Raw genomic sequence first — 23,595 nt, forward strand, 5'->3', positions numbered from 1 at the left:
GATCTTCGGTAGCTGACATTCCGGCTAGCGCGGACATCGCCTTCCCATGGGCAGAAATTAGTCTCCTGGGCCCGCCCACGTTTCTCTCAAGCCACTGATTTCATGGCCGACAGGTTATCACGATGTGTCTGAAGGTGGAGAAGCTGATCGTCGCCCTTGGTTGTGCAGCCCTTCAGCCGTGGGCCAACCTCCGAACCCTTGAAAAAGAACTTGAAGTCGTCCCGCACCAGAGCGAACGTCTTCGGATGATCGGGATAACACGGCGGTCACGAGACACCTGTTCCCGCGTCTTTTGCTCGCTCGCCGGCGCAGCGGCAAATTGATCATAGACGGTACTAAGTGGTCTTGCTGCTCCGGCATCTCGCCGTGAGGAAGAAATGACGCTGAGGATGCCCAACTGTCGTCGGGTCCGCTGGCCGCGCTTATGGGTCACGCCGCAGGCGTTGCAATCCCTTCTAAAGCGATGATCCTGGTGTTAGCGGAACGTTTGCGGATCTCGATCAGCCGGGCGTATTCCGGCGAATTATACCAGCCCATCAATGACGCCATGTCGGGGAATTCGACAATGACCAGTCGGTGTGGATCCCAATCACCTTCCANATACCAGCCCATCAATGACGCCATGTCGGGGAATTCGACAATGACCAGTCGGTGTGGATCCCAATCACCTTCCAGAACCTTGGTGGCGCCACCGCGGCCCAGATACCGCCCACCGTACCGCTCTTCGGTAGCGGGAACGTCCCGCCGATATTCCTCGAACAAGGCAGCGTCTTTTACGTCTACATCCGCTATCAGATAGGCAGCCATCTGTGTTTCCTCCTTAGACCCCGCTCGCCCTCCTCGGCTTCGGCGTCGTCGGTCCGCACCCTAACGACGATCTCCGTGGCGACATCCAGCGCCAGCGCGCTTTTCGATGATTGTTGGCGCTGCCACGGCTTTCCTTCNAACGACGATCTCCGTGGCGACATCCAGCGCCAGCGCGCTTTTCGATGATTGTTGGCGCTGCCACGGCTTTCCTTCTTTCGCATGGTTCGCAAAGATTAGCATGATCGCATGCTCTCGTGTCTGGCGGTCTCCCTCAAAGCGTCATCGAGCGCCCTTCAGATGAGACACCGCCGTCTCGACAGGTAGGCTCGGCAGGGTTCGGTATTTCTTCGGTTCTTTTCAACCAAAGCTTGTCGAAAAGCGCGAATGAAAATAGGAAATATGCAACCTGAAAGATGATAAAAATCAGCGAGGTCCATGCAAGGGACTTCCAGAACGAATCGGTTGCTAGGTAAATCCAGGTCGCTACCACGGTCGACGTGGCAAACATCCCAATCAGTAATCGCGGAAAAAACATCATGTTCAATGCCGCCCCATAGCTGGACCGACCGGTCTCACGTCTACTCCCCAGAAGAACGTAAGGTTTCACTAAATTAGTAATTGCGCAAGCACCAATGGCCAGAACCAAACCTTCCGAACAGCTTTCCCGGGCTGAAATCGAGCGCTTCCTGGCGGCAGCCGAAGCGCTGCACAAGAGCATCGCCGGGCCGCTCCTGGCGTACCACAGGGAGCACTGCCAAGCTCTACCTGAGGCCCATGGACCCCTGTTGAAGTCGATTGAGACGGTCACCGGCCAGAAGGCGCAGTTCATCCGCTGGAACGGGACAGGACCGGCACAGCCCCGGAGAAGCCTCCGGGCTGGTTCTCCTCGCGCAACTCTCGCGCCGCATCACCTCTAAGAGCAGTTCGAAGACGCTTTCGATTTCGCCGTTGATTTGGTCGGCAGGGATGCCAGGCTTCTCGGCCGCTGTCGTCAATTGGTCTGCTAAGTCGCTGGTGGCGATCGGATCGCCCCGCGTCACAATCGCGGCGCGGAGGGGTTTTATTAGCTCCCCCTCATCTTGACGCCGGCGCCGGCTGCTCCAAAGTCTTGAGCATCGCTCGGGGAAGTATCAAAGTTGGCGACGAGGTCGCAGTCACGGCGATTGTGCGCGGCCGGGTGACGCCCGATCGCATGAGCGTGACGATCCCCTCCTACGGCTTCCCGCATTCTGTTGTCGATTCGACTTGGAAGACTGTGATTGGCCAGCATATGGAATTGATCGGCCCTGTCACACGCATCGACGGGGACAAGGTAACCGTCAGCCTCCGGCCATTGGTGACTGTCGAGGCCGAGCACGTGCGCCTTGTCGAAAGACATGTGGCACTTCCACGCGGGCGAAAAAAGTCGCTGGTTGACAAGGCTTAAACTTCGTTGCCGACCCCAGGAACAGCCCACTGAAACTTTCTCCTTCACATCGGCTCTGGTCGCCTCCCGCTAGCTGCCGGCGCGTTGCGATATCGGCACAGTAGACGGGTTGGCATTTTCCGAACTTTCCGCCATATCGTCGCGATGACGTTGGCGAAGGCGCTTCAGCAGATCGCGTGAGGCTTGAATCCCTGCGCGATTGATCCATGTTCTGGCGAAACGTGGCGCGTTCCTCCATGGACTTCTGCCACTTCAGCAAGGTGGCCGTAGTCGCAGTAGCGGCTTGAGCGATTTCTATGGGCGTTGCAACCATCGCATTCTCCCTAAAAAGGCAATGGTAAACGCAATCTTTATAGGCCCAACGAAACCCTTCTCCAATTAAAAACGACCATACGGCATACGGCAAAATGGCTATTCGTCGGGGCGCTCGACGGCAGCTTCGTCGACCTCGGCCTCCATCTCGTCGTTGACGGTCTTGGTCTTGCCAAAACCGTCCATCGCCACACCGTCAAAGCCCTGCAGCCACGCGTCGGCATGTTCCTGCCAGTAAGCTGGGACCTCACGCTCCTTGCCATCCTTGCGCGCTTGGGCGCCGTACATCCAGGCGTAGGTGGCGCGTTCCTGATCTTTCTTAGGCATGGCCATTTGCATCATCCTCCCGGAAATCCAGCAGCCTTGCGTGCCGCAGCTTCTCTTCGCCTTTGAGGGTCTCGACCCAGCCAACCAGTCCGGGCTTCAGCCACTCGGCCTTTTCCTTTTTATGTCCCTTCGGGACCGGGCCGCCAACCTTGCCCTGGACACGATCCCCAAGCGCTTGCCGCTCATCGGCATTGAAGTTGACGAGTGCGCCGCCTTTGTAGAGGCCCTTTTCAGCCATGATCACCTGGGTAGCTTTGCCGCGCTCGCGCTGTGCACCGATGATTTGCATTTCCTTTTCCTCAAAGCACTTGATCTTGCGCCAAGCGCTCGTTTGCCGCTGCGATATGGACTGCCCTTGAGCTTCGAGACCATGCCTTCTAGCCCGTCTCGTCGACCAGGTGGCAAACGGCGTCACCAGTGCGGCATCGCTCCGCTGAATTGAATGCGCCCGCCGGCAGGGATCATTTCGTGCAGGATCTCGCCGCGATCTTCGGTCGGCATCCCGCGCAGGTCATGATGCGTGGAACCCTGCCGGTTGCTGACCGTTCTCCGTCAATGGAAGCCCCGAACCAACAGAGCCAAACGATCCTCGTGGTTGACGGCGACGTCATCGCCCGATGCGTCATCGCGGACTATCTCCGCCACTGTGGCTACAGGGTGATTGAGGCCCATTTCGCACGTGAGGCGCAACAAGCGTTGAACTATGCGGAGTTCGGTGTGGACACCGTCTTGTGTGACGTTGACCTGCCGGGCAACATGAACGGGTTCCAACTGTCGAAGTGGGTTCGCGAGAACAAGCCCGAGGTCAAAATAGTGCTTTCTGCCGCAGTAGAACGAACTGCGATCGCGGCGGGCGACCTTTGTCAGGAAGGCCCGCACCTTGCGAAGCCGTATGAGCCGGCCAACGTAGTGGACCATATCAGGCGACTGCAGCATGTTTGGAGCTTACGATCCAGGAACCCTGGTGCAAAGCGCAATTGATCTCTGTCCAGACGCCGAGAGGCTCGTCTGCATACCAATGGTGATTTAGCCCTGCGAACTGGACGCCGCTCAAAGGAAGAACGGCGTATAAGCCGCAGTCCTGCGTGCGGCCGCAACAGTGGACGGTTGTCCCGCGCAGGACGGAGGAAATTCGCCCTCCTGCCGCGGGCGGTGAACGGGATACCGTAGGAGCGTCAGCATAGCGCCGGCCACAGGACGGGACGCGGCACCGACTGTCCCCGTCCGGTAGTCCGCATGTTTTGGCCGAAGCCGACCGGCTGAGATCGTGCGCATTTTGGTTCTCGACGGTACGGCCGCTGATCGGCGATGATGCGAGGACCGAGTTGCCCGGAAGAAATCGATCTGGTCTTGCACCTTTTTTGCTTCCTCATTCGCGGGGCAGCTTGTGATTTTCCAGCCTGACAGACCCTCCCCTGTCTATAAGAAATTTCCCGACGCATGAGCGCACGTCCAACACAGTGCGGACTCCAATGCTCACCGGCAGCGCGAGAATGGTAACCACCTATCTTGAGGGGAGCGCCACGTGCGTAATCAACGATGCAGGCGCTGCCAACCTCGGCATCCCCGGGAATAGCAGGCTTATAAATGAATATATCGTTGATCAACGCTATCGCCGCAGCCGCCGGGAGATGGACAGACCGCGTTCCAGCTAGGGGGATCGATGTTCCAGGCTAAAGGCATTGGCATGCCCGAATTAGAAAAAAGACCTGAATCCCGTAAAGCAGCAACAAAATGCCGAAAGCTATCCAGAAGCCCGGTCGCGTAAGCAATGCCAGATCTTTTCTTAGCTGCTCCATTCACATCAACTAACATGGCCAAGCGTCGTTCCCGTCCGCTGGGGACAAATTTCAACTAAGCTGATCGGCTTCGTCGCATAATGGCCGCGCCACTGCGGATCGAGACACCTCAGCGCCCCGCATGAGCACGCGCAACTCGATCGGAGGCGCAAGGAGAAAGTTCGGAACGGTTCCAAGAACCCCAAGCAAATTGAGCGCCGCAGCGGACGATAAGGTTCACGCATATCCCGGCGAACATCCGCACAGCAATGGTCAACATCAACGGCAGAAGGGCGTCCGAAAAGAATCGCATCTCTGCGTCACCGCCTCATCGAGAGTCACCGCAGCGGCATCCTGAATACAGGTCGGCGATCCGAAGAGCATGCATTGCGCAAGATTTTCCAGATGAACTGATGCCGAGACCGGCCCAAGCGTCCACGCTAGCCTCCAGCCGGTCATTGCATGAGACTTCGAGAGGCTGTTCACAATTATCGTCCGCTCTCTCATTCCGGGAATGCTATTGAGAGGAACTCGCCGTCGAACACTGTGCTGCGGTAAACCTCATCGCTGATGATCCATAGATGGTGCCGCTCGGCAAATATGGCAATGATCCTCCTTGCCGAACACATATCCGCCGGGATTGTTTGGGGAATTCAGCAAGATCGCCCGCGTTCGATCTCCTACCGCTGAACGGAGAATATCCTCGGATGCCTTCCGCCGCGCATTTTGCAGCGATAGTTTGACGGGTCGGACCACTGCTCCATCGGCGCGTATTGCCGCTTCGTATGTAGATACCAAGGCTCGAGGCAAAGCACCTCGTTGCCAGCTCCGGCAACGGAAGCTTAGTGTGATTGAGCGGCCAGGCGGCCGGTCCCCAATTCGTTCGAATGATGCGCTTGCCTCGCCAATGTCGCATGGTGAGTCAGCCGGCAAACCAAAACACTCAACCGCCGGTTAGGCCCGGCCGCCTGATGCGCCCCACAAGAGGCTGTGCCGGGCCGTTCGTCGGGGCTTCTGCACCTGAGCGTTAATGTGCCCAGGCAACACACCATTGACGCCAAGACGTTGGCAAGAAGGGGAGCCGCGCAGTCCTCAAGAATAAGTCAGCAGGCACCTAGACCGATGTAGGGCCTTCCAATCGCAGCTCTCGGCTCCTCGCGGCGCCGGCGCCCTGGCATCGTTTGATTGAACGAAGACGCTGAGTTGAGCTCTCGATACAAAAGCATCTCAGTCCTCGTGCCTCAATGGTTCCGGGCATGCGGCTGCAGGGGATGAAGTCATGAAGTTCAGGGATTTGATCAGACGCGCCGAGGACAATGTGGAGAGGTCGTTCGACGATCTCGAAGCTGACTTGGCTGACGCTGTCGACCAGTGCCTCGATTTGGAGGATGTCGCCGACGTGCCAAACATGGCAGGCGACAACAACGAACAGGATGACAGCGCACCAAGCGAGGACGGTGCCGGCGACGACGATGATAGCTCGCCGATACCAGCGCATCGGATGACCTCACATACGCAGAGCCGAATTGCTGCCGTGAGCTCGTTTAACGGCTTGTTCCACGATGCCAAGCTCCATTTCGAGGAGATCAACGCAAAAATCTCCGAAATTACAAGCACATGTCAACTGACGTTCGAGTTTTTTCACATCCTTCACGCGGACATTCTCCGTGCGAACGAACTGGAGCTGGCGAATCAAAATCTGATCGCAGATCAAAGGAACTTGTCGGAAACACTCAATGACCTGAACAGACGGTACTGTGAGCGTCAAGGCACCATCGAGACATTGCAGCAGCGCCAGGCAAGCCTTGTTCAGGAGTGTGAAGTGCTCCGTGGCGCGTTGGCCGCGGCAAGGCTGGAGCTGGTCGAAGCGGCGAACACCACCACAAAGAACGAAGCGGAATTTGGCGACCTCACGAACATGCTTGCCGCCGCAAATGTCGAGGCCGACAGGCGCTCCCGAGAGAACAAACAGCTGCGTGAAAAGAATGTGAGCCTGTCTATTGACCTGGAAAAGGCCATGAAGCGGGAGGAAGAGGCACGGCATAGGCTGGATGCCTTCTCGACGATCCATGCCAACGAAGCTGCGCGAAATTCCGAAATGCTGAGTGCGCTCGGCAAGAGCGAAAAAGAGGCAATCAAATTGCACACCTCACTCGAGGTTGCGCAGGCGAAGTTATGGGAGGTGACCGAAGCAGCCAGGATTATGCAGGCGGACATGGATGGCGAGCTTAAACGCTGCCAGGCTGAGAACCGAGGATTGCGCTCAGAAGTTCAAAGCCTCCAATCGCGCTTCGAACTCGCCTCAATCGCAAACAACGAGGCCGCGGCCGAGATCGCCAGGCTCCAGCTACAATGGAGCGACGCCCTAGCGGAAAAACAGGTGACTGACGAAAGGTTGGCCGCACTCGCTGAGGAGGCCGAAACCAACAAGGTGAACCTTTCCAAGATCACCGCAGATTTTGCACAACTGTCCATGCAGCAGGCGTCCGATCAGATTGAACTCGATGTGAGACGGCAGGAATGTGAGGACTTGCGGGTCGAAATTGCCTCGGTCAATGCTCGGGTCAGGGAATTGCTGCCCTACAAGAGGTCGCATGGAAGCGCGAACGCCTTGCCGCATACATCTGACGTGGCAAATGTAGCGGTGACTGCAGACCGAACGGTGCATGCCGCACGCCGTGTCCGCCGGAGGTCCCTCGCCGCGTCGTAGGGGCAAAGAACCTCTCCTCGTGAGGCAATTGCCCCTGTCGATGATCGTGGAACGGTATGCGCTGTTTGTTGCGCAAAAGATGACAGGACACTAACGCTGTTGTCGGGCAGGACTTGGTGAGGCGGCCAGGAAAATCCTGTTGGGGCATCCTTGTAGCCGGGACAATGTCCCAGACGAGCCTCGCGCGTCGGCCGCAGGCGTCACCCCTGTGGCATCACGTCGCCTACCCTAATATGTCAGCAAGCACGCCGCTCACAGCCGCCATGTCATTCCCGGAAAGCCCTCGACATCTGGTCGGTAAGCGGCTTCAGCAGATAAGACCAGACGCTGTGTTCGTCCGTACTTATGTGAACCTCCGCTGGCATACCGGGTTTGAGCACTTTGGCATCGGTCAGACAGGTGGACTTGTCTTCGACATTGATGCGCGCCGAGAAATAAGAAAGCTGGCGCTGTTGATCTTTTATCAGGTCCGCCGAGATGCGCTTGACAGACCCTTGGCAGGCAGGCGTAGTGCCGGCGTCGAAAGCCGGAAACCGGATCGAGACCCGCTGACCAGGACGAACGTCATCTATGCGCGACGGCGCAATCAGCGCGTCGACGACAAGGTTGCCGGTGTCAGGGACAATCATCATGAGAACCTCGCCCGCGGCAATCACGCCGCCGATCGTGTGAATGGAAGATTCCTGTACCGTTCCCGATTGCGGAGCGCGGATGGTGGTTTTGGCCAGTTCGTCCTGTGCCACAACCTTGCGCTCGCTGAGTTCGGTTTGCTTGGCTTCCGTTTCACGAAGTTCGCTCGTTACGTCACTACGCCTTTGTTCATCGAGCTGAAGAATCTGCAATTCGGTCTCGCTGATCCGGGCCTGCGCCTCGGCAACTGCCGCCGCGAGGCGCCCTGATTCTCCGTGCGCCCGGGTGGCATCCAGTCTGATGTTGCTAAGTCGCTCTTTGGACACCAGTTTCTTTGTAAAAAGCGCCTGTACATCGACAAGATCGCCATCCAGCAGGACCACGGATTGTTCTTCCGCGGTCTGTTGCGCCTTGAGGCCCTCAACTTGGCGTTCGAGTTGCTTTGAGCGGCTTTGCAATTGTGCCTTCTGCCCGTTGAGGGCCGTAGCGCGGCTGTCGAACAGCGTGCGCTCGCCGTTCACCAGCGCAGCCAGCTCCGGCTCGCCCATTCGCGCTTGAAGGCTGAACGGAAGCTGCATCTCCGACAGGCCTTGCCGCTCTGCCTCCAGCCGCACAAGCCGAACCGTTGCCCGATCAAGATCCTTGCTAATTATCTGCAGATTGGCTCGTGTCAGTGTGTCGTCCAACCGTGCCATCACATCGCCGGCCCGTACATGATCCCCGTCTTGCGCGAAGATGCCACCTATCGTGCCGCCCGTCAGATGCTGCACCTTCTTTATGTTGCTCTCGACCACCACGGTCGCCGGCGCAATTACCGCGCCAGCAATCTTGGTCAGACCGAGCCAGAGCCCGCCGCCGGCAAGCAACATAACCGTGACCGCCGCACCCAGGATCAGGTTGGCCCCGATTCCATCGCGCGTGCCCGAAATCGCGTTGCGCCGGCTCCCATTGCCGATCGGGGCCGATGGAGCCATCGTCGCCTCAGACAAAAAAATATTCCTCATGCGTGACCGCTCACCCCTTTGTGCATCGCGACGGCCGCTGCCGGGCGTTCAACCGGCGCAGCAAAGGGGCGGATGACGTTGGCCAGGACCTCCTCGCGTGAGCCGAAGGCGTGAAGCATCCCATTGGACATTACGAGTACCCTGTCGATGTTGGTAAGGGCAGAAGGACGGTGCGCAACTACGATGACGATGCCTCCACGTCTGCGCACTGCCAGGATCGCGCCGGCCAAGGCGGTATCGCCATCGACGTCCAGATTTGAATTCGGCTCGTCCAGAACGACAAGAAACGGATCGCCGTAAAGTGCCCTTGCAAGCCCTACGAGTTGCCGCTGTCCAGCCGACAAGGCTGTTCCTCCCTCGCCCATGCGTGTTTGAAAACCGTTCGGCAATCGCATTATCATTTTGTCGACGCCCGCTGCCTTGGCAGCTGCCAGCACGCCCTTGGCGTCGCCCTTCCCGCCAAATCGCGAAATGTTATCGGCAACCGTTCCATCAAACAGTTCGACGTCCTGGGGCAGGTAGCCAATATGTGCGCCAAGGTGTTCTTGGTCCCATTGGTCAAGCGAGGCGTCGTCCAGCCTCACCGTGCCGCGAAGTGGCTGCCAGACGCCCACCAGCGCGCGCACAAGCGTGCTTTTGCCAGAGCCGCTCGGGCCGACAACGGCCATTCCCGTCCCTGCAGCCAGGCGGAAGTTGACATTGGCTACCGTCGGTTTTTGCTGGCCCGGTGGCGCTATGGTCAGGTCCTCGACCGCAAGCTCCGCTTGGGGGCGCGGAAGTTCCATATGTTCGTCCCGGTCAGGAAAAGCGGCCAGCGCCGTTGCCAGTTGCGAATAGCTTTGCCGGAACGCGGCGAAGCCTCGCCAGTTCGCGATAGCGGCGTCAACAGGAGCCAATGAGCGACCCAGCAAGATGGAGGATGCGATGATCACACCTGGCGAGGCTTCGCCTCCTATCACCAGGTAGGCACCCAGTCCAAGAACGCAGGACTGCAAGGCCAAACGCAGTGCCCTAGAGAGTGCCCCGGTGGCGCCGACGACGTCGGAAAGCCTCTCTTGGTGCCGCAGATGTGCGTTATTGATCTCGCCCCAGCGGTGGGCAAGCCGTGCGGAAAGGCCCATCGCGCGTACGACTTCCGCGTTGCGGCGTCCGGATTCGGCGAGATTGCGTTGCGACACCAGCGTCTCGGACGCGCGTGTCACCGATGTGCGGCCAAGAACTTCCGCCATGACCGTGAGCAGCACGACAATGATCGCACCGCTTGTGGACAACAGACCGAGCGCAGGATGCAGGAAATAGATGATCAGCAGGTAAAATGGAATCCACGGAGCGTCGAATATAACAGTCGGCCCCATTCCGGAAAGGAAGCCGCGTAACTGATCGAGATCACGGAGGGGCTGTATCCGGTTCGCATCCTGCCCGCCGATGAGCGGCAAGGACAGCGAGAGGCCGAACACCCTCTGCTTCAAATTCCTATGGACACGATTGCCCACTCGAACCAGCAGGCGCAGCCGCACGAAATCCAGCAGCCCGTAGACAGCGTAAAGACCCAGCATTCCGATGGTGAACCCGACAAGCGTCGGAACGCTCTGCGAAGGTAAAACGCGATCGTAAATTTGCAGCATATAGACCGAGCCGGTCAGGGCGAGAAGGTTTATGACTGCCGAGAAGATGCCGACGCCTACCAGGCCAGGCACGGTCCCAAGCATTGCGCCTCGCAGATCCGACGAACTCCTTCCACCAGGGTTCATAGGCTTCGACCTCCCGTGAGAGATCGTTGCGCAAGCTCACTGGCCCCACTGGGCACCGACAATCTCTTGCTGTTCAGGAGCGTATCCCCTTAGCCTTCTAATATTACGCCCCACTAACATGCTTGGACTTTAGTCAAAATGTAGCAAAATCGTGGCGCTGCCCTCAGAAACCCGGAACCCACATGTCAAATCGGGGGAAAACTGCCGTTCCATGGTATTTGGGCGGGGCTTCATGCCGGGCGGAGCGGCCCAAGAAAACCACCCCCTGCCCTTTTTTCGGGACATTTTCGCGCTTTAGCGCTTCCTCGCAACAACCAGGAAGTGTTGCGCCAGCTGGCCAGGAACGCAAAGCCTTCTGCAGGCCTTCTCGACAGGCTGCATCATCATTTCACAGAACCCTGGCAACAGGTTTCCCGGCCGAGGCAGGTAACCGTACGGTATCGTCTGCTCGACGGTGAATCCCGAGGCAGTCAGGAGGGCCTTGAACCTCGCCGCGCTCAGCGTGTGGCGAATTGTGCGTCCAGACACTCGATTGAGCAGCCGGCACGCCAGGCCGACGGGCGACGTCGCATTCATGTGAACGTTGCACACAAGCCGCCCGCCATCTTTCAGGTGCTCATTGATCGCTTTCAGTGCATGCCATTTCAGTTCATCCTCTGCGTTCAGGAAAAAACGAAATGCGGTTACCACATCGAACGTCATACCCAAATTCTCCCTTGTCAGGTCGACGTGACGCAAACTCACATTGGGCGGTACTTGAGCGCTGTCGAGCATAGTTCTGGAAACGTCGGCGCCAACCACCTCGCTGAAGAGGCCGGCGGCTACCTCGGCGATGCGACCTGTTCCGCATGCGAAATCGAGGCAGTTTCGGCTCGCTCCGCTCAAGGGGCGAAGAACGTTGAGGATCAGGGGCTTTTCGATGTTCTCCCAAAGCGCGCCATAATAGCCGGAACTGTGCGTTTTGTTGTAATGTAGGCCGTAGCCGGGCGCGCAATGGCTGGTCCTATAGCCGTCCGACACCCAGCCGCCCTGCGCATTGCTCTCCTTGCTGGACGTAAATTCCTGCCAATTTCCGGACTCACCGGCGCGCGACCTGGACCGCACAATTCGCGCTGACGGCATATGGGAAGCATAACTTGCAGACTGCGTCATCTGATCCGCGTTCGTTGAGGGTGTCAGGGTCGCTCCCTGGTTGAAAATGCGCCTCACCTTGGATCTCCGTTCAGTTGGGTTCGCCCCCCCGATAGAACAGTAAGCTCCGCACGGACTGCGCTGACGCCCTATTGGACTGCCACACTTTGCAGTTCACTGCTGAATCTGGCTTCGAGAGTATCCCCCGGCAGCACAATCGCATCTTCGTCAACCAACAGCTTGCGCCATTCATTGCCGATCTTGCGCACGATGGTCACCTGGGCCCGTACCGTTTCGCCGGCAATCGGCAATGGCTGTGTGGATGCTCCGGTCGGCTGCAGCTTCTCGCTGGCGGCATGGAGCCTGGCGGTGACATCCGCTAGCCGAGCGTTGGTGTCCTTCAGATCCGTCAGCAAGCCAATCCTTCTTTGATTGTCGTTGCGTTCGTGCTGTCTGACAAAGTCCTCCTGCTGGCGTCGCGCCCTCATCAGCTCGACCGAGGTTTGGAGCGCGCCGCTTGAAGACAGAAGCAACGCGCGCCTGACATCCGCGAGCCGGGTGTTGGTCAGATTGCCTGCATCGAATGCCTTCGTCACTCGCGCCAAATCTTGCTCATCCGCCTTCACGCTCTCGCCCTCGACTCGTTCGCGTTTCTGCAAAACGCCAATTTGCTCGGCAGCGTCCGTCCGGCCCTTCTCCAGAAAATCCTGCTCTTGCCGGAAATCACTCAGCGCAACCTTTAGCGCCTCTGCTTCAGCCTGAGCCATCGCGGCTACAACGCTCGGCGAAAGAGGTGATCCCTGTGGTGTCTTCTTGTCGAAATCCGCCTGGCCCTGAAGCTCGGCGCGAATGCGGGCAGCGTGAAGGTATTCTTTCGTGTAATCTCCCCAGAGCATTTCGTAATCGCGCTTGAGATCGACCGGATCAGGCCCGGCCTGGCCCGCCCGTGATCGCAAAAAACTGAAGCCGCCGGAAACGGCCAGCGCCTGCCGTACAGTCATGAGCGGACGGTAGGCCTGTTGTCCTGGGGTGAGCACATCGCCCGTTACATAGATCGGGCGATAGTCCGCTATGATTGCTGTGACATCGTCGGGCTCGACAGTAACTGTCTGCTCCCGCCCGTCAGTCAGACGCACGTGAAAAATCTTGCTTGGCAAGAGCTCTTGCATTCGCCTTTGCAATTGAGACGCCGTCAGGCCTGCGACCATGATCATCCCCGCCTCCGGAAGGGCGATATTGCCATCCATCTGGACTACGGCGCGCTGCGTCCGATCAGGGATCGGCGCTATTCCTATCTCGACCGTATCGCCAGGTGACAGTTGATAGGGCTCGACCTCGCCTGCGCAAGCCATCGAGGTTAGCGACATCATCACGACTGCGCCAAGAACGTATCGTCTACTGAAGGTCATTTGCGACAATCTCCTTCCGGTCGAACACCGGCTTCAAAGGCCATTCAACACGAGTAACGAAATCGTATACCGGGCCACCGGGCACGCCCCAGTTGCTGGACCAGACCACCTGGGTGCCGTCTGGAGACGGAGAGGCATGCGTCTCGCTCCAGTAGTCGAAGGGCGCGTTGTGCGTGTCTGCGACACGGCGGACCTCTCCACTGCCGTCTAGACGCAGCGCAATGACTTGCTGAGCGTAAGGCGCCCAATCCGGGTGCTGCGATAGTTCGGCTGGCGTGCCGCCATAACTCAGAAACACCCAGCCGGGCCTGCCGAGCGACCTGAGTGACGCATGCATGGCCTCGCCATATTTCATCAGCGAGGTAGCCTTGCCATCAGCCAAGCGGCGCTTGATCACCTGATATTTGTCAGGATCCGATTTGCTGATCCCGACATAGATTTCGCTTCCGTCGGAATCGACCGTCATGTCGCCATGGCCTGGTCGATGGTGCTCCATCCACTTCTGGCGCAATATGCCGTCTATGGAGAAGACGAAACTCGCTTCGATTCCGTCCGGTAATTGCTGGGAACACACTATGTTGATTCCGAGTGGTGAGATCGAGCAGGAGCCGGTTGTTCCCGGGAATTCGGCAAGATCGATATCGGGGAATTTCTGCCGTAGCTTTAGATCGTAGCCAAAGACCACCGCTCTGCCGTCATTGTTCGTTGCACGCACCGCAATCCGGCTGCCGTCGCGGCTCGGATTGCCTTTGTTGGGTCCAAATTTGAGGTTGGAGTACGCTGCGGAGGCAAACACGACGTCCTCATGATCGGTACGTGGCGCCCATGTCGCAATCTGCCGGCCCCCGACGCAGATCATCAACTCGGGATCGGTGGGATGCCATTCGCATTCGGTAGCGCGGTTGCGGTGGAACAAAGGCAAGTAGGTTTGTCCGTCGAGAAAGCACAGGCCACCGCAACCATTGGCGATCAGGAGCAGGCTCTGGTCGGCATTCCAAGCCTGTGCGCTTGAGTAACGGTGGGTGCAGTACTTCTTCCCGCATACACCTGCCCGGCCGAGAACGCCCGGTCTGGTGATCCGTGCGAAAACCATGCCAGACCAAGGATCCCTTGTTTCGTGCACATAGCCCGGCAGGTTGTCCACAACCGCTGTGGCCGCCGCCTCCGCTGCCTTGCTTTGACGGCCGCCGGCAACGTAGATGTTGGGAGATATGGCACCGGCAGCCAGCAACAGCGCCAACGCATGACGGCCGCCCAGGGTCATGTCATGTAACCCACTTCGCGCCGTACCCGGCCTTCACTAAGGCGCTCGCGCCACCACGTGATTGTTCGCTCCAGCCCATCGCGCAGGCTGGTCTGTGTCCGCCATCCAGTCTCACGTTCAAAGCGCGAGGAATCGGCGAGCAAGGCGCGAACTTCGGAATTTTGCGGCCTCAGGCGGCTTTCATCACGACGGACCGGCTTTTTGCAATCGGTCAACTCAAGAACAATGGCCAATACGTCCGAGACGGTCGCAGCGCGTTGGCTGCCAGCGTTGTAGGCGTGGCCGAACTCGAGCTGGGCGAGACCTGCGGTCAGGAACGCTGTCGCGGTGTCTTCGACATAGGTCAGGTCGCGGATCGGGCTGGTATCCCCGACCATGATCGCAGGACATTTCGGGTCGAGGACTTGCCGGATAATGGTCGGCACGATGGCGCGCTCACTCTGGCGCGGGCCATACGTGTTGAAGGGTCGCATGATGACCACAGGGACATCGAACGACCTGGCGTAGGACTCCGCCATCATGTCGGCGCCGATTTTGGATGCCGAATATGGTGACTGTCCCTGCAGGGGGTGTGTTTCGCCGATCGGCATGGTTTGGGCAGTTCCATAGACCTCGCTCGTCGAGGTATGGATCACCCGCTCCGTCTCCCATAGGCGCGCCGCTTCGAGGACATTCACCGTGCCTAAGATGTTGGTTTCCACATAGGACTGGGCAGCGGCGTAGGAGTATGGAATCGCAATAAGCGCCGCCAGATGAAAAACCGCGGCTTGGCCGCGCATGATCCGGTTAAGGAACGCACTGTCGCGGACGTCACCACGGACGAGCCTCAACTGGCTGCGGATGGTGTCCGGCAGATCGTCTAGCCATCCATGGCTGTCGAAGGAATTGTAAAGGGCAAGGGCTGTGACATCTGCCCCGTTGCGAACAAGCGCCTCCGTGACATGCGAACCGATGAATCCGTCCGCGCCGGTCACCAGGACTTTCTTTCCATTGTAGCTCATCACTGCGCATTCCTTTGGCTGTTTGGAACGCTTCCCTTGGATATTCAAACGTCGATCGGCGGTACCGGAACCCAACCGACCACTGCCAGCACTCCCCGCACCATCCACGCGAGGTCGGAGACGATGGTGCGTCGCGGATAATATGAGAGGTCCAGTGTTGCCTTGGCGGGGAACATGACCTCCCGGTAGAACACGATCGGATCTACGGATTGGGGGAAGTAATGCGCTTCGTGCCGAAAAACGACCTGGGCTGGTCCCAGCAGGCCTGGCTTGTATTGCAGCACGGCCCTAAGCTCGCCCCGGAAACAATCGGCGAAAGCCAGGCTCTCGGGCCGTGGGCCGACGATCGCCATTTCGCCTTTGAGGACATTCCACAGCTGCGGTAGTTCGTCCAGCTTCGTCGCTGCGAGAAAGCGGCCAACGGTGGTCATGCGTGTATCGCCCACGACCGTCAGCGCAAGGCCTTGAGAGCCGCAGTTCACACCGAATTTGCGAAATTTGTACATGCGGAAGGTTCGGCCGCCGGCCCCGATGCGGGTCTGAGCGAACAAGATCGAGCCACCGCCCTCGAGCAGAAGCGCTCCGGCGATCAGCAGCATCAATGGCGCCAATGCGACGGTAGCGATGCCCGCCACCGCAAGATCGATTGCGCGTCTCGCAAAGCCGTGATCAGGATTGGGAACGAACATCCGGTGAAAGGCAGGGTCTAACGCATTCATGCAGCAGTTCCTCTTTGGGCGCCTGCTTTGAGCGCGCCTGTTTTGAGCGCGGCTGCCAGGGCAGCCACGACTGATTCGGCGGCGGCGGAAGTGATCTGGGGGTGCAGCGGAATTGTGAGCTCTCGCTCAGCGAAATCCTCTGTTCGGGGCAAACTCACGCCGGGAAAGCGCTCGCGGTAGAACGTCATTTGGTGCACCGGCGGGTAGTGGATGGTGGTCTGTATGCCCTGTGTCCGCAGCTCGTCGATGACATCCTGCCGGCTCGCGTAGCGCGGCAGGACGATCGGCATGATGTGGTAAGCCGACGTCCGGGGTTCGCTAAATGGAATGACAATGGCTGGGCAACGGTCCGCGATCAGGCGTCGGTACAAGACAGCTATGATACGCCTGATTTCGTTCCACTCTTGCAGGTTCTGCAACTGAACCAGCCCTATTGCCGCTCGCATCTCGTCCATTCGGTAGTTGAACCCGAGCATCGTGACATCATATTGCGGCGTACGACTGTTCAGCCGCTGATGCGTCCCCGTGGTCATTCCGTGCCCGCGGGCCAGGCGAACCCTGTCGAGCAGATCGGGGTCACGTGCAATCACGGCGCCCCCTTCGGCCGTTGTCATGTTCTTGTTGCCATAGAAGCTGAACGCGGCCGCGGCGCCGAAGGTCCCGACTTCCCTAAGCCCGGGCGCGTGCGCAGCGTCCTCGATGATATGCAGCCCGCGAAGCCGGGCGAACCGCTGCCATTGTTCCCGATCGGCGAGATACCCGGCGAAGTGAACGAGAATGACCGCTTTCGTGCGCGTCGTGCACCGCGCTTCGGCTTCCGCAACCGAGATCAACGGCACGTCGACGGACTCGATGTCGACGAAGACCGGCGTCGCCCCTACATACAGCACCGCATTCGCCGTCGCCACGAACGTCAGCGAAGGAACCAGTACTTCGTCGCCAGGGCCGATGCCCAAAGCATGGAGGAGAAGATGGAGCGCTGCGGTGCAGGAACCAACCGCGACGCAATCTCGCGCGCCATGCATGCTGGCAAAGGCCTGTTCGAACTCTCGTACCCTGTCCCCCATCGTAAGCCAGCCGCTATCAATCACCTGCGACAGGGCTGCCTTCTCTGGCACGCCTAGGATCGGGGCGCTCACCAAGAGCATCTTGACCTCCTGAAAGCCTTGTTAGTGGCTAGACCTCTGCATCAGACTTTCATGCGGCTGCAGCGGCAGCCGCGACCTCGATTGAGGACGACTGATCTTCCCAGGCAATTGCCTGTGCATTCTGGAAGTCATCGACACGACCGATGTCGAGCCAAAGACCGTCATGCTTGTAAACATGCACGGTCGTGCCGCCCTGCATCATCTGCAGCATCAGGTCATCGAACCCAAATGGGATCCCGGACGGAATGAACCGCAGGACATCTGGGTTCATGCAGTAAATCCCCATGCTGACGAGATGGGAAAGCGTCGGCTTTTCCCGGAAGAGCTGGACGGTATTGTCGATCTCGTCGATGACGCCGAAGTCCATCTTGATATGACGGCATGCCGTGGCGATCGTAACGGGATCCCTATGCAAGCGGTGCGCGGCTACAAACCGGCTCAGGCTTAGATCTGTGAGGACATCGCCGTTCAGAACGACAAATGTTTCGTTCAGTTCATCCCTAATCAGAGAGAGAGGTCCGACGGTGCCGAGTGGCTCCATTTCCTGGGTATATTTGATCTTCAAGTTCCATTGCGATCCGTCGCCGCAGACGCTCCGGATCAAATGTCCTAGATACCCTGTCGTAATATATACCTCTTCAATGCCGTTGCGCCGCAGCCACTTCAAAAGCAACTCAAGAACAGGCCTGGCCCCTATCGGCATTAATGGTTTCGGCAGGACCGATGTAAACGGTCGAAGGCGCGTACCCATCCCACCACATTGAATCACCGCTTTCATTCGATCCTCCTGATCTGCAGTTGGCTTTGTTCGGGATCGGTGTTCCATTGTCCGGCCAGGGCACACCCTCAAATCCGGCCAAACCTCGGCGGCAATCCGAACATCATATGCGAAAAGGTATGTGACAGCCGGGGCGGCTGTCGTCGTGCATTCGAATGGTAGGGATTCAAAACGTTCAAGGTATTAGATGGCCACGAGATCAACAGCCTACAGAAGCGCGATTGGGCACTGATCATGACGCCGATAAAACGAAAGCAGTTGCTTTCAAGAAAGCTGCGATCCGCCAGGGCCGGACCGGCCTACAGGTCCGGCGACAGCGGGTGGCGACATAACAGACGCCACATGATTACGATGGTCCTGAACAGCTGGCTTGGACCCAGAGATGGGAAACCGGCATCGTTTTGCGGACAGGCACCGCACGCCAGGGTTAAAAATCTATGGATGAGCTTCGCAATTTAGTATTATATTAGACGTTCTGGATGTGCGTGGATGGGACGCTGCGGACATCACTGTGATGCGTTGACCAGTGGATGGCCGCCATTTTAGGACCACCACGGATTGTCGATCATAGGCGAATGGGAGGTTCCAGCGGGTTTTCTCGTCGGGAACCGAGTAACGCGTTGGGGTAGTTGCATGGCTCGGATCGTCATTGCCGACGATCACGGCTTATATCGGCGTGGTCTCCGGCTGGCACTCATGGCTGGAATTCCAAGCGCCGAAATATTCGAAGCTTCGTGTTTCGATGCCGCGGTCAATCTTTTAGAGGAGCAGGCGTCCATCGATCTTGCGATCCTCGATCTGAACATGCCTGGGCTGTTCCATCAGGAAGTGCTCAGCGACTTTATGGCTGCCTATCCTGACACTCGCTTTGCGATCGTTTCCGGGGATGATTCCCGCTCGGAGATACTGACAGCGCTTTCGATCGGACTTCACGGGTATATCGTCAAATCGCAGAGCGACGAAGAAGTCGTGCTGGCTGTAAACGAAATCCTCGCTGGCCGGATCTATGTGCCATCTCTCCTATCTCGAACGTCTGCCGACCAGAGATCGCATGCCCCCCCACCTCCGGTTCAAAATGCCAGCCGCCGGCACGAGGGCTCGGGCGACGTCGCTAGGCTGACGTCTAGACAGAAGGACGTCCTCAAGCTGATGGCAGAGGGGTACTCGAATAAGGAGATTGCCCGCAATCTGGACATTGCCGAGGCGACAACGAAAATCCATGCCGCAGCCGTGCTGCGTGAGCTTGGGGTTAGAAACCGTACCGAAGCAGCTGTGTTGCTCCAAAGCTGGCTGACGAGACAGGCGAGTTGACGTATGCCCCTCGAACCGGCCCGAGTTTGCTTGCAGGAAATCGCAGCAAAGGGCCCACACCATCGGTTAATTGGCCAATTCGGCTTCGACTTGGAGGGGCTCTATTGCAATCCAAATTCCTCAATTTCTTTGCGCGATACACGCAGCGAATATCGAAGGCCATCTTCGGTTATTTCCATATTCGGGGAATGCCCGACAAGCGGCGTGCTGTCCACACCGATTATCAGTGACCCGAACCCGCGGCGTACGACTTTTGAACTCTTCCGTCGGCCCGATTCCACCCAATCGAACACGAGGTCGTCACCTTCGTCCTCGGATGCAAATCGCCACTTAACTTCGAGCTTGCCATTCGGGTCACCCAGCGCACCATGTTTCACCGAGTTTGTCGTCAACTCGTGAAGGATCATCGCCAAGCCCTCGGCGGCGCCGCTTGGCACAGTGAGGGAAGGTCCACTGATCGTAATGTCGCGTGTCTCCTTGAAGGGCTGCAATTCCCGGTCCACGAGTTCATGGAGCATCCCTGACAGGTTGGCATGACGAGAAAGGATGCGATGGGTCGCCTCCAGTGTTCGAATCCAATCGATCAACATCTCCTTGTATTTGGCAACATCATTGTCGGGAATATCGATCATGTTGACCAGAGCTCTAATCACTGGAAACACATTGCTGAACCGATGGCGCTCTTCGCGCATTATGCGCTCGCGTCTCTTTACGGCGGCGCGAAGCAAAGTTGTTTGTCGACGTTCGGTCAGATCCGCCGCCACCCCGATGCGCATTTTGCGGTCGCCGTGCTCTTCCTGCCGTCCACGCAATGCAATCCAGCGTGTGTGACCATCCACTTGCCGGACGCGAATCTCGACGTCAAAGTTCAATGCCGATGAAGGCTTTGCCGAGGCGGACAGCTTCGGCCAGTCGACGGGATGGATTACGGCCGAGAGTTCTTCCAAGCGGCGGACTGGGGCCGGAGGCAGACCAAGGATGTCCCAGAACTTGCCGGAGCCGGCGACTGTCCCATCCTCAATGTCTATTTGCCATGTGCCCAGGCGCCCGGCAGATACGGCGAGATCGAGCCATTCCTTCTGAGCCCGAAGGGCCTCGCGTGCCGCTTGTCGCTCGGAAATATCGTCAACCACCACGAATACGCTCTCATTTGGCGCCTCGTCCGGCCGCGACGAAGACAGGGCCAGGTGAGCCCAAAATGCCGTGCCATCCTTGCGCAAAACGCGGATATCCGTCGCCGACGCGGTCCCATTGCCCAAATCTTGCAAAAGTTTCCGCACAGTACCTCGATCGTCGGGGAAAATGAGTTCCTCCAGCTCCAGTTGGGCAAGTTCCTTGTGCGCGTAGCCGGTCATCTCCAAAAGCCGTCTGTTCGACTGCAGCAGTTCGCCATGGCGATTGGTATTAGCAAAGCCCAAGGCGGCAGCATCGATGGCAGCGAGCCTCGCTTCTGCCACCCTGAGCGCGCCGTGCAGATCTTGTCGCAGGCGGTAGAACACGGTTGCGATCAGGCTACCCGAACCCAGAAGGAAGACGGCCCCGGTCCAGTCTCGACCAGTGAGGTGACCGTCCAACAGGTGTCGCATCCACAAGCCGGCGACCGCCATCAGAAGCGTTGCTGCGATGGCAACAAAACGGCCCTCAAGATACACGATGACAACGGTTATGGGGATAAACGCAACAAGCGGCAACGGCTGGCCGCCATATACCGTACTTATCGCCTCGAATGCTATCGATGCTGCAAACACCAAAAGCGAAGCTAGATGAGCCCACGTAGTGCTCGACACATTCGATTTGAGCCAGCGCAGGTCCGAACCCATGCGCAAAGACTACAACTTTCGGTCTAGTCCGTCGAGACTAGGCCGAAGGGGTGGCACCTAATCCCAATGCCCGATTGCCATGACTTTGCCGGCGAATAAAATCATGGTGTCAGGAGCGCTCTTCAGAAAGGTATATCCAAGAGACGCTGCGGAAAAACCATTCGCAGATTTCTCGCAGTATGTGGAAATTCAAGTTGAAGCAGCAACTTCATCAGATTTGATTTGCGTCAGTAGCAATGGGTTGGGTGGAAGCGATGACACTGATTGAAACGCGAAACGATGCGCTCGCAGGCAGGCAATACATTGTATTGAACGATACCCGCCACGAAAGGCCGATAAGCCTTGTGGACCGACCGGACGCAAGGGTCGGCGGATCTCGACGACGCAGCCTGGAATCCATCACCGGCATGCTTGATCGTATGGGTTGCGGCTATCTCGTCCTGGACCGAGACAAGAAAGTAATAGAATGGAACGCTGCCGCTCGGGACACCCTCGCACGCCAGGGCGAAGCAACTGATACAGCCGTCGAGCTTGCTGCCGGGTTGAGGCGGCTGGTCGCGAATGTTCCGGTCCACCTCCAGCCGGGCTCACTCTCATGGGTAGTGATCCACAGCAGAGGCGATAGGCCGGTGACCATGAACGAGACGGGGGTCGTTACGCCGGACGGGACAACCGTCGTCGCATTGCTGGACCGGGATAACAAATCGGCGGCCAACCCTCGCACGTTGCAAAGGATGTTCGGTTTGACCAGCGCGGAAACGCAGTTGGCGCTACGCCTGGCCCATGGCGACGCGCCCCTGGAGATCGCCCGCAGCTGGCATCTCAGTCGCACGACTATCCGCTCTCAGCTGGCCTCGCTGTTCGCCAAGACCGACACGAGGCGTCAGGCGGAACTAGTGGCTCTTTTGGGGCGCATTTCGGTTTTGCCATGAGAAATCGACTGCTGTCTGCATCCGCTTTGATTCAGACAGCGGCGGCCCGCATTGAGCGCGCTGTCGCGTAGATCACAAGGCCGGCGGCGCCATTTCCGACCGTTCAGGCGCTGCCGAGATAGCGCGGAACGCGGAACCTGGAAACGGGAGTGACTTGCCATGGCCGAAGCAGATTCGAAGGTCAACAAGCTGGCGGATATCGTTCACGCGCTGCAGGATGGTGCTGCGTCGAACCTTACGCACACGGGGCCGATCATCGTCACGGGCGCCGCTGGGTTCATCGGATTTCATGTTGCGTCACGCCTTTTGCGGCTCGGCGCCGAGGTCATCGGCGTCGACAACTTCACGCCTTACTACGACCTGAAGCTGAAGGAGGCGCGATTTACACGGCTCTGCGCCGAGCCGAGGTTCACGCCGATGCGCTTCGACCTGGCGGACCGGTCGCTGGTGAAAGCGCTGTTCTGCGAATTCCAGCCATCGCACTTCGTGCATCTGGCCGCCCAGGCCGGGGTACGTCATTCGCTCGTGGACCCGCATGCCTATGTGGAGTCAAACATAGTCGCGTTTCTCAACGTTCTGGAGGGCTGCCGACACGCCGGCGTCAGCCATCTCGTTTATGCCTCGTCGAGCTCCGTATATGGCGCCAATCGACGCATACCCTTTTCCGAGCATCATGGTGCCAATCATCCGGTGAGCTTCTACGCCGCCACCAAGGCCGCCAACGAATGCATGGCGCATTCCTACAGCCATCTGTTCGGCTTGCCCGTGACCGGACTGCGCTTCTTCACCGTCTATGGTCCCTGGGGCAGGCCCGACATGGCTGTCTATACTTTCACCCATGCCATCGCCGAGGGCCGAACGATCGAAATCGCCAATGCCGGGCGCGTATGGCGGGATTTCACCTATATCGACGACATCGTAGAGGGGGTTGTTCGCGTGCTCGCCAAACCACCGTGTCAGGATCCCGGTTGGGACGGTCGCGCTGCCGATCCTGCCACCAGCTCGGCGCCGTATCGGCTGTACAATATCGGCAATGATCGGCCGGAAGAAATCAACCATCTGATAGCGCTCATCGAGACGGCGCTTGGTCGCCGCGCCGTTCGCGTCAACGTACCTTTACCGCCAGGTGACGTCCTGGAAACCCGCGCCGATGTCAGGGACCTGCGCCGCGCCGTTGGCTTCGCACCGGCGACAACACTGGAGGACGGCGTGCAACGTTTCGTGGAATGGTATCGGGAATTCCATGCACGCCCTGTCGGACAGGTGCGACCAGCTGGCCTTCCGGCAACGGCATAGTGAGCACAACAGCGGCATTTCCTTGGTGTGGCAGGGTCGCG

At 58.5% G+C, this 23,595-nt stretch carries 21 protein-coding genes; 6 read left to right on the forward strand and 15 right to left on the reverse strand.

What is annotated here, in order from left to right; translation table 11 throughout:
- Nucleotides 1–429: 429 nt before the first annotated feature.
- Together X757_RS141345 and X757_RS1000000169125 are read right to left on the reverse strand one after the other, a co-directional pair.
- Nucleotides 430–807, reverse strand: a complete 378-nt coding sequence (locus tag X757_RS141345) for a DUF1330 domain-containing protein (protein ID WP_023727366.1) — start codon at nucleotides 805–807, stop codon at nucleotides 430–432.
- Nucleotides 808–1,078: 271 nt separating this feature from the next.
- On the reverse strand, nucleotides 1,079–1,525 hold the full coding sequence (locus X757_RS1000000169125) for a hypothetical protein (protein ID WP_245275118.1): 447 nt from the start codon (nucleotides 1,523–1,525) through the stop codon (nucleotides 1,079–1,081).
- 474 nt (nucleotides 1,526–1,999) lie between these two features.
- On the opposite strand from X757_RS1000000169125, the gene X757_RS141340 reads away from it, so the two are divergent.
- Nucleotides 2,000–2,233 (forward strand): hypothetical protein, encoded by a 234-nt coding sequence (locus tag X757_RS141340; protein WP_306413638.1) that lies wholly within the window; start codon nucleotides 2,000–2,002, stop codon nucleotides 2,231–2,233.
- Between the two features lie 411 nt (nucleotides 2,234–2,644).
- On the opposite strand, the gene X757_RS141335 is transcribed toward X757_RS141340, so the two are convergent.
- Nucleotides 2,645–2,872 (reverse strand): hypothetical protein, encoded by a 228-nt coding sequence (locus tag X757_RS141335; protein WP_245263537.1) that lies wholly within the window; start codon nucleotides 2,870–2,872, stop codon nucleotides 2,645–2,647.
- Entirely contained in the window at nucleotides 2,865–3,287 is a 423-nt protein-coding gene (locus X757_RS01000000165260) for a hypothetical protein (protein ID WP_245275107.1), read from the reverse strand. Before X757_RS01000000165260 ends, X757_RS141335 begins: the two co-directional genes overlap by 8 nt.
- Before the next feature lie 53 nt (nucleotides 3,288–3,340).
- Here X757_RS01000000165260 and X757_RS141330 point away from each other — a divergent pair, with 53 nt between their 5' ends.
- Nucleotides 3,341–3,853, forward strand: coding sequence for a response regulator (locus X757_RS141330; RefSeq protein WP_245275108.1), 513 nt, complete (start codon nucleotides 3,341–3,343; stop codon nucleotides 3,851–3,853).
- Between the two features lie 1,076 nt (nucleotides 3,854–4,929).
- Here X757_RS141330 and X757_RS1000000169790 read toward each other — a convergent pair.
- Nucleotides 4,930–5,157 carry an aminotransferase class I/II-fold pyridoxal phosphate-dependent enzyme gene (locus X757_RS1000000169790; protein WP_084629656.1) on the reverse strand — a complete coding sequence of 76 codons (228 nt, stop codon included), beginning with the start codon at nucleotides 5,155–5,157 and terminating at the stop codon, nucleotides 4,930–4,932.
- Between the two features lie 772 nt (nucleotides 5,158–5,929).
- Between X757_RS1000000169790 and X757_RS141325 the strand changes: the two genes are divergently transcribed.
- Nucleotides 5,930–7,360, forward strand: coding sequence for a hypothetical protein (locus X757_RS141325; protein ID WP_023727374.1), 1,431 nt, complete (start codon nucleotides 5,930–5,932; stop codon nucleotides 7,358–7,360).
- A 266-nt stretch (nucleotides 7,361–7,626) separates the two neighbouring features.
- Here the strand turns inward: X757_RS141325 and X757_RS141320 are convergent, their stop codons facing one another.
- From X757_RS141320 to X757_RS141280, 9 genes are all read right to left on the reverse strand, one after another.
- Nucleotides 7,627–8,964, reverse strand: a complete 1,338-nt coding sequence (locus X757_RS141320) for an HlyD family type I secretion periplasmic adaptor subunit (RefSeq protein ID WP_023701101.1) — start codon at nucleotides 8,962–8,964, stop codon at nucleotides 7,627–7,629.
- 26 nt (nucleotides 8,965–8,990) lie between these two features.
- Nucleotides 8,991–10,703 carry a type I secretion system permease/ATPase gene (locus X757_RS141315; RefSeq protein WP_023727375.1) on the reverse strand — a complete coding sequence of 571 codons (1,713 nt, stop codon included), beginning with the start codon at nucleotides 10,701–10,703 and terminating at the stop codon, nucleotides 8,991–8,993.
- Nucleotides 10,704–11,039: 336 nt separating this feature from the next.
- A complete protein-coding gene (locus X757_RS141310; RefSeq protein ID WP_023727376.1) occupies nucleotides 11,040–11,954 on the reverse strand; it encodes a bifunctional 2-polyprenyl-6-hydroxyphenol methylase/3-demethylubiquinol 3-O-methyltransferase UbiG in 915 nt (304 codons plus the stop codon).
- A 71-nt stretch (nucleotides 11,955–12,025) separates the two neighbouring features.
- Nucleotides 12,026–13,285, reverse strand: coding sequence for a polysaccharide biosynthesis/export family protein (locus X757_RS141305; RefSeq protein ID WP_023701104.1), 1,260 nt, complete (start codon nucleotides 13,283–13,285; stop codon nucleotides 12,026–12,028).
- A complete protein-coding gene (locus X757_RS141300; protein ID WP_023727377.1) occupies nucleotides 13,272–14,549 on the reverse strand; it encodes a hypothetical protein in 1,278 nt (425 codons plus the stop codon). The genes X757_RS141305 and X757_RS141300 overlap by 14 nt, the downstream gene beginning before the upstream one ends.
- The gene (locus X757_RS141295) at nucleotides 14,546–15,550 is read right to left on the reverse strand and encodes an SDR family NAD(P)-dependent oxidoreductase (protein WP_023681044.1); all 1,005 of its coding nucleotides are present in this window, start codon (nucleotides 15,548–15,550) and stop codon (nucleotides 14,546–14,548) included. Before X757_RS141295 ends, X757_RS141300 begins: the two co-directional genes overlap by 4 nt.
- A 44-nt stretch (nucleotides 15,551–15,594) precedes the next feature.
- Nucleotides 15,595–16,269: a sugar transferase gene (locus X757_RS141290; protein ID WP_023681043.1), complete on the reverse strand. Its 675-nt coding sequence runs from the start codon at nucleotides 16,267–16,269 to the stop codon at nucleotides 15,595–15,597.
- Nucleotides 16,266–17,417: a DegT/DnrJ/EryC1/StrS aminotransferase family protein gene (locus X757_RS141285; RefSeq protein WP_023670904.1), complete on the reverse strand. Its 1,152-nt coding sequence runs from the start codon at nucleotides 17,415–17,417 to the stop codon at nucleotides 16,266–16,268. The genes X757_RS141290 and X757_RS141285 overlap by 4 nt, the downstream gene beginning before the upstream one ends.
- 49 nt (nucleotides 17,418–17,466) lie before the next feature.
- Nucleotides 17,467–18,195, reverse strand: coding sequence for an NDP-sugar synthase (locus X757_RS141280; protein ID WP_023681041.1), 729 nt, complete (start codon nucleotides 18,193–18,195; stop codon nucleotides 17,467–17,469).
- 633 nt (nucleotides 18,196–18,828) lie between these two features.
- Between X757_RS141280 and X757_RS141275 the strand changes: the two genes are divergently transcribed.
- Nucleotides 18,829–19,506 (forward strand): response regulator transcription factor, encoded by a 678-nt coding sequence (locus X757_RS141275; RefSeq protein WP_023681040.1) that lies wholly within the window; start codon nucleotides 18,829–18,831, stop codon nucleotides 19,504–19,506.
- A 101-nt stretch (nucleotides 19,507–19,607) separates the two neighbouring features.
- On the opposite strand, the gene X757_RS141270 is transcribed toward X757_RS141275, so the two are convergent.
- On the reverse strand, nucleotides 19,608–21,326 hold the full coding sequence (locus X757_RS141270; RefSeq protein WP_023727378.1) for a sensor histidine kinase: 1,719 nt from the start codon (nucleotides 21,324–21,326) through the stop codon (nucleotides 19,608–19,610).
- A gap of 254 nt (nucleotides 21,327–21,580) precedes the next feature.
- Here X757_RS141270 and X757_RS141265 point away from each other — a divergent pair, with 254 nt between their 5' ends.
- Complete coding sequence (locus X757_RS141265; RefSeq protein WP_023689781.1) at nucleotides 21,581–22,258, forward strand: helix-turn-helix transcriptional regulator; 678 nt, start codon at nucleotides 21,581–21,583, stop codon at nucleotides 22,256–22,258.
- A 159-nt stretch (nucleotides 22,259–22,417) separates the two neighbouring features.
- Nucleotides 22,418–23,554: an NAD-dependent epimerase/dehydratase family protein gene (locus X757_RS141260; protein WP_081725364.1), complete on the forward strand. Its 1,137-nt coding sequence runs from the start codon at nucleotides 22,418–22,420 to the stop codon at nucleotides 23,552–23,554.
- Nucleotides 23,555–23,595: the final 41 nt, after the last annotated feature.

Origin of the sequence: Mesorhizobium sp. LSHC412B00, assembly GCF_000503035.1 — a bacterium.
Classification (GTDB): Bacteria; Pseudomonadota; Alphaproteobacteria; order Rhizobiales; family Rhizobiaceae; genus Mesorhizobium.

Excerpts from the sequence above, each read along its gene's own strand:
- X757_RS141265 (WP_023689781.1), top strand. The coding sequence starts at position 21,581 with ATGACACTGATTGAAACGCGAAACGATGCGCTCGCAGGCAGGCAATAC.
- X757_RS141290 (WP_023681043.1), bottom strand. The coding sequence starts at position 16,269 with ATGAATGCGTTAGACCCTGCCTTTCACCGGATGTTCGTTCCCAATCCT.
- X757_RS141275 (WP_023681040.1), top strand. The coding sequence starts at position 18,829 with ATGGCTCGGATCGTCATTGCCGACGATCACGGCTTATATCGGCGTGGT.
- X757_RS141305 (WP_023701104.1), bottom strand. The coding sequence starts at position 13,285 with ATGACCTTCAGTAGACGATACGTTCTTGGCGCAGTCGTGATGATGTCG.
- X757_RS141340 (WP_306413638.1), top strand. The coding sequence starts at position 2,000 with ATGAGCGTGACGATCCCCTCCTACGGCTTCCCGCATTCTGTTGTCGAT.
- X757_RS141260 (WP_081725364.1), top strand. The coding sequence starts at position 22,418 with ATGGCCGAAGCAGATTCGAAGGTCAACAAGCTGGCGGATATCGTTCAC.
- X757_RS141285 (WP_023670904.1), bottom strand. The coding sequence starts at position 17,417 with ATGCTCTTGGTGAGCGCCCCGATCCTAGGCGTGCCAGAGAAGGCAGCC.
- X757_RS141295 (WP_023681044.1), bottom strand. The coding sequence starts at position 15,550 with ATGAGCTACAATGGAAAGAAAGTCCTGGTGACCGGCGCGGACGGATTC.
- X757_RS141325 (WP_023727374.1), top strand. The coding sequence starts at position 5,930 with ATGAAGTTCAGGGATTTGATCAGACGCGCCGAGGACAATGTGGAGAGG.
- X757_RS1000000169125 (WP_245275118.1), bottom strand. The coding sequence starts at position 1,525 with ATGCTCTTGTGCAGCGCTTCGGCTGCCGCCAGGAAGCGCTCGATTTCA.
- X757_RS1000000169790 (WP_084629656.1), bottom strand. The coding sequence starts at position 5,157 with ATGAGAGAGCGGACGATAATTGTGAACAGCCTCTCGAAGTCTCATGCA.
- X757_RS141315 (WP_023727375.1), bottom strand. The coding sequence starts at position 10,703 with ATGCTTGGGACCGTGCCTGGCCTGGTAGGCGTCGGCATCTTCTCGGCA.
- X757_RS141335 (WP_245263537.1), bottom strand. The coding sequence starts at position 2,872 with ATGCCTAAGAAAGATCAGGAACGCGCCACCTACGCCTGGATGTACGGC.
- X757_RS141280 (WP_023681041.1), bottom strand. The coding sequence starts at position 18,195 with ATGAAAGCGGTGATTCAATGTGGTGGGATGGGTACGCGCCTTCGACCG.
- X757_RS141300 (WP_023727377.1), bottom strand. The coding sequence starts at position 14,549 with ATGACCCTGGGCGGCCGTCATGCGTTGGCGCTGTTGCTGGCTGCCGGT.
- X757_RS141270 (WP_023727378.1), bottom strand. The coding sequence starts at position 21,326 with ATGGGTTCGGACCTGCGCTGGCTCAAATCGAATGTGTCGAGCACTACG.
- X757_RS141320 (WP_023701101.1), bottom strand. The coding sequence starts at position 8,964 with ATGGCTCCATCGGCCCCGATCGGCAATGGGAGCCGGCGCAACGCGATT.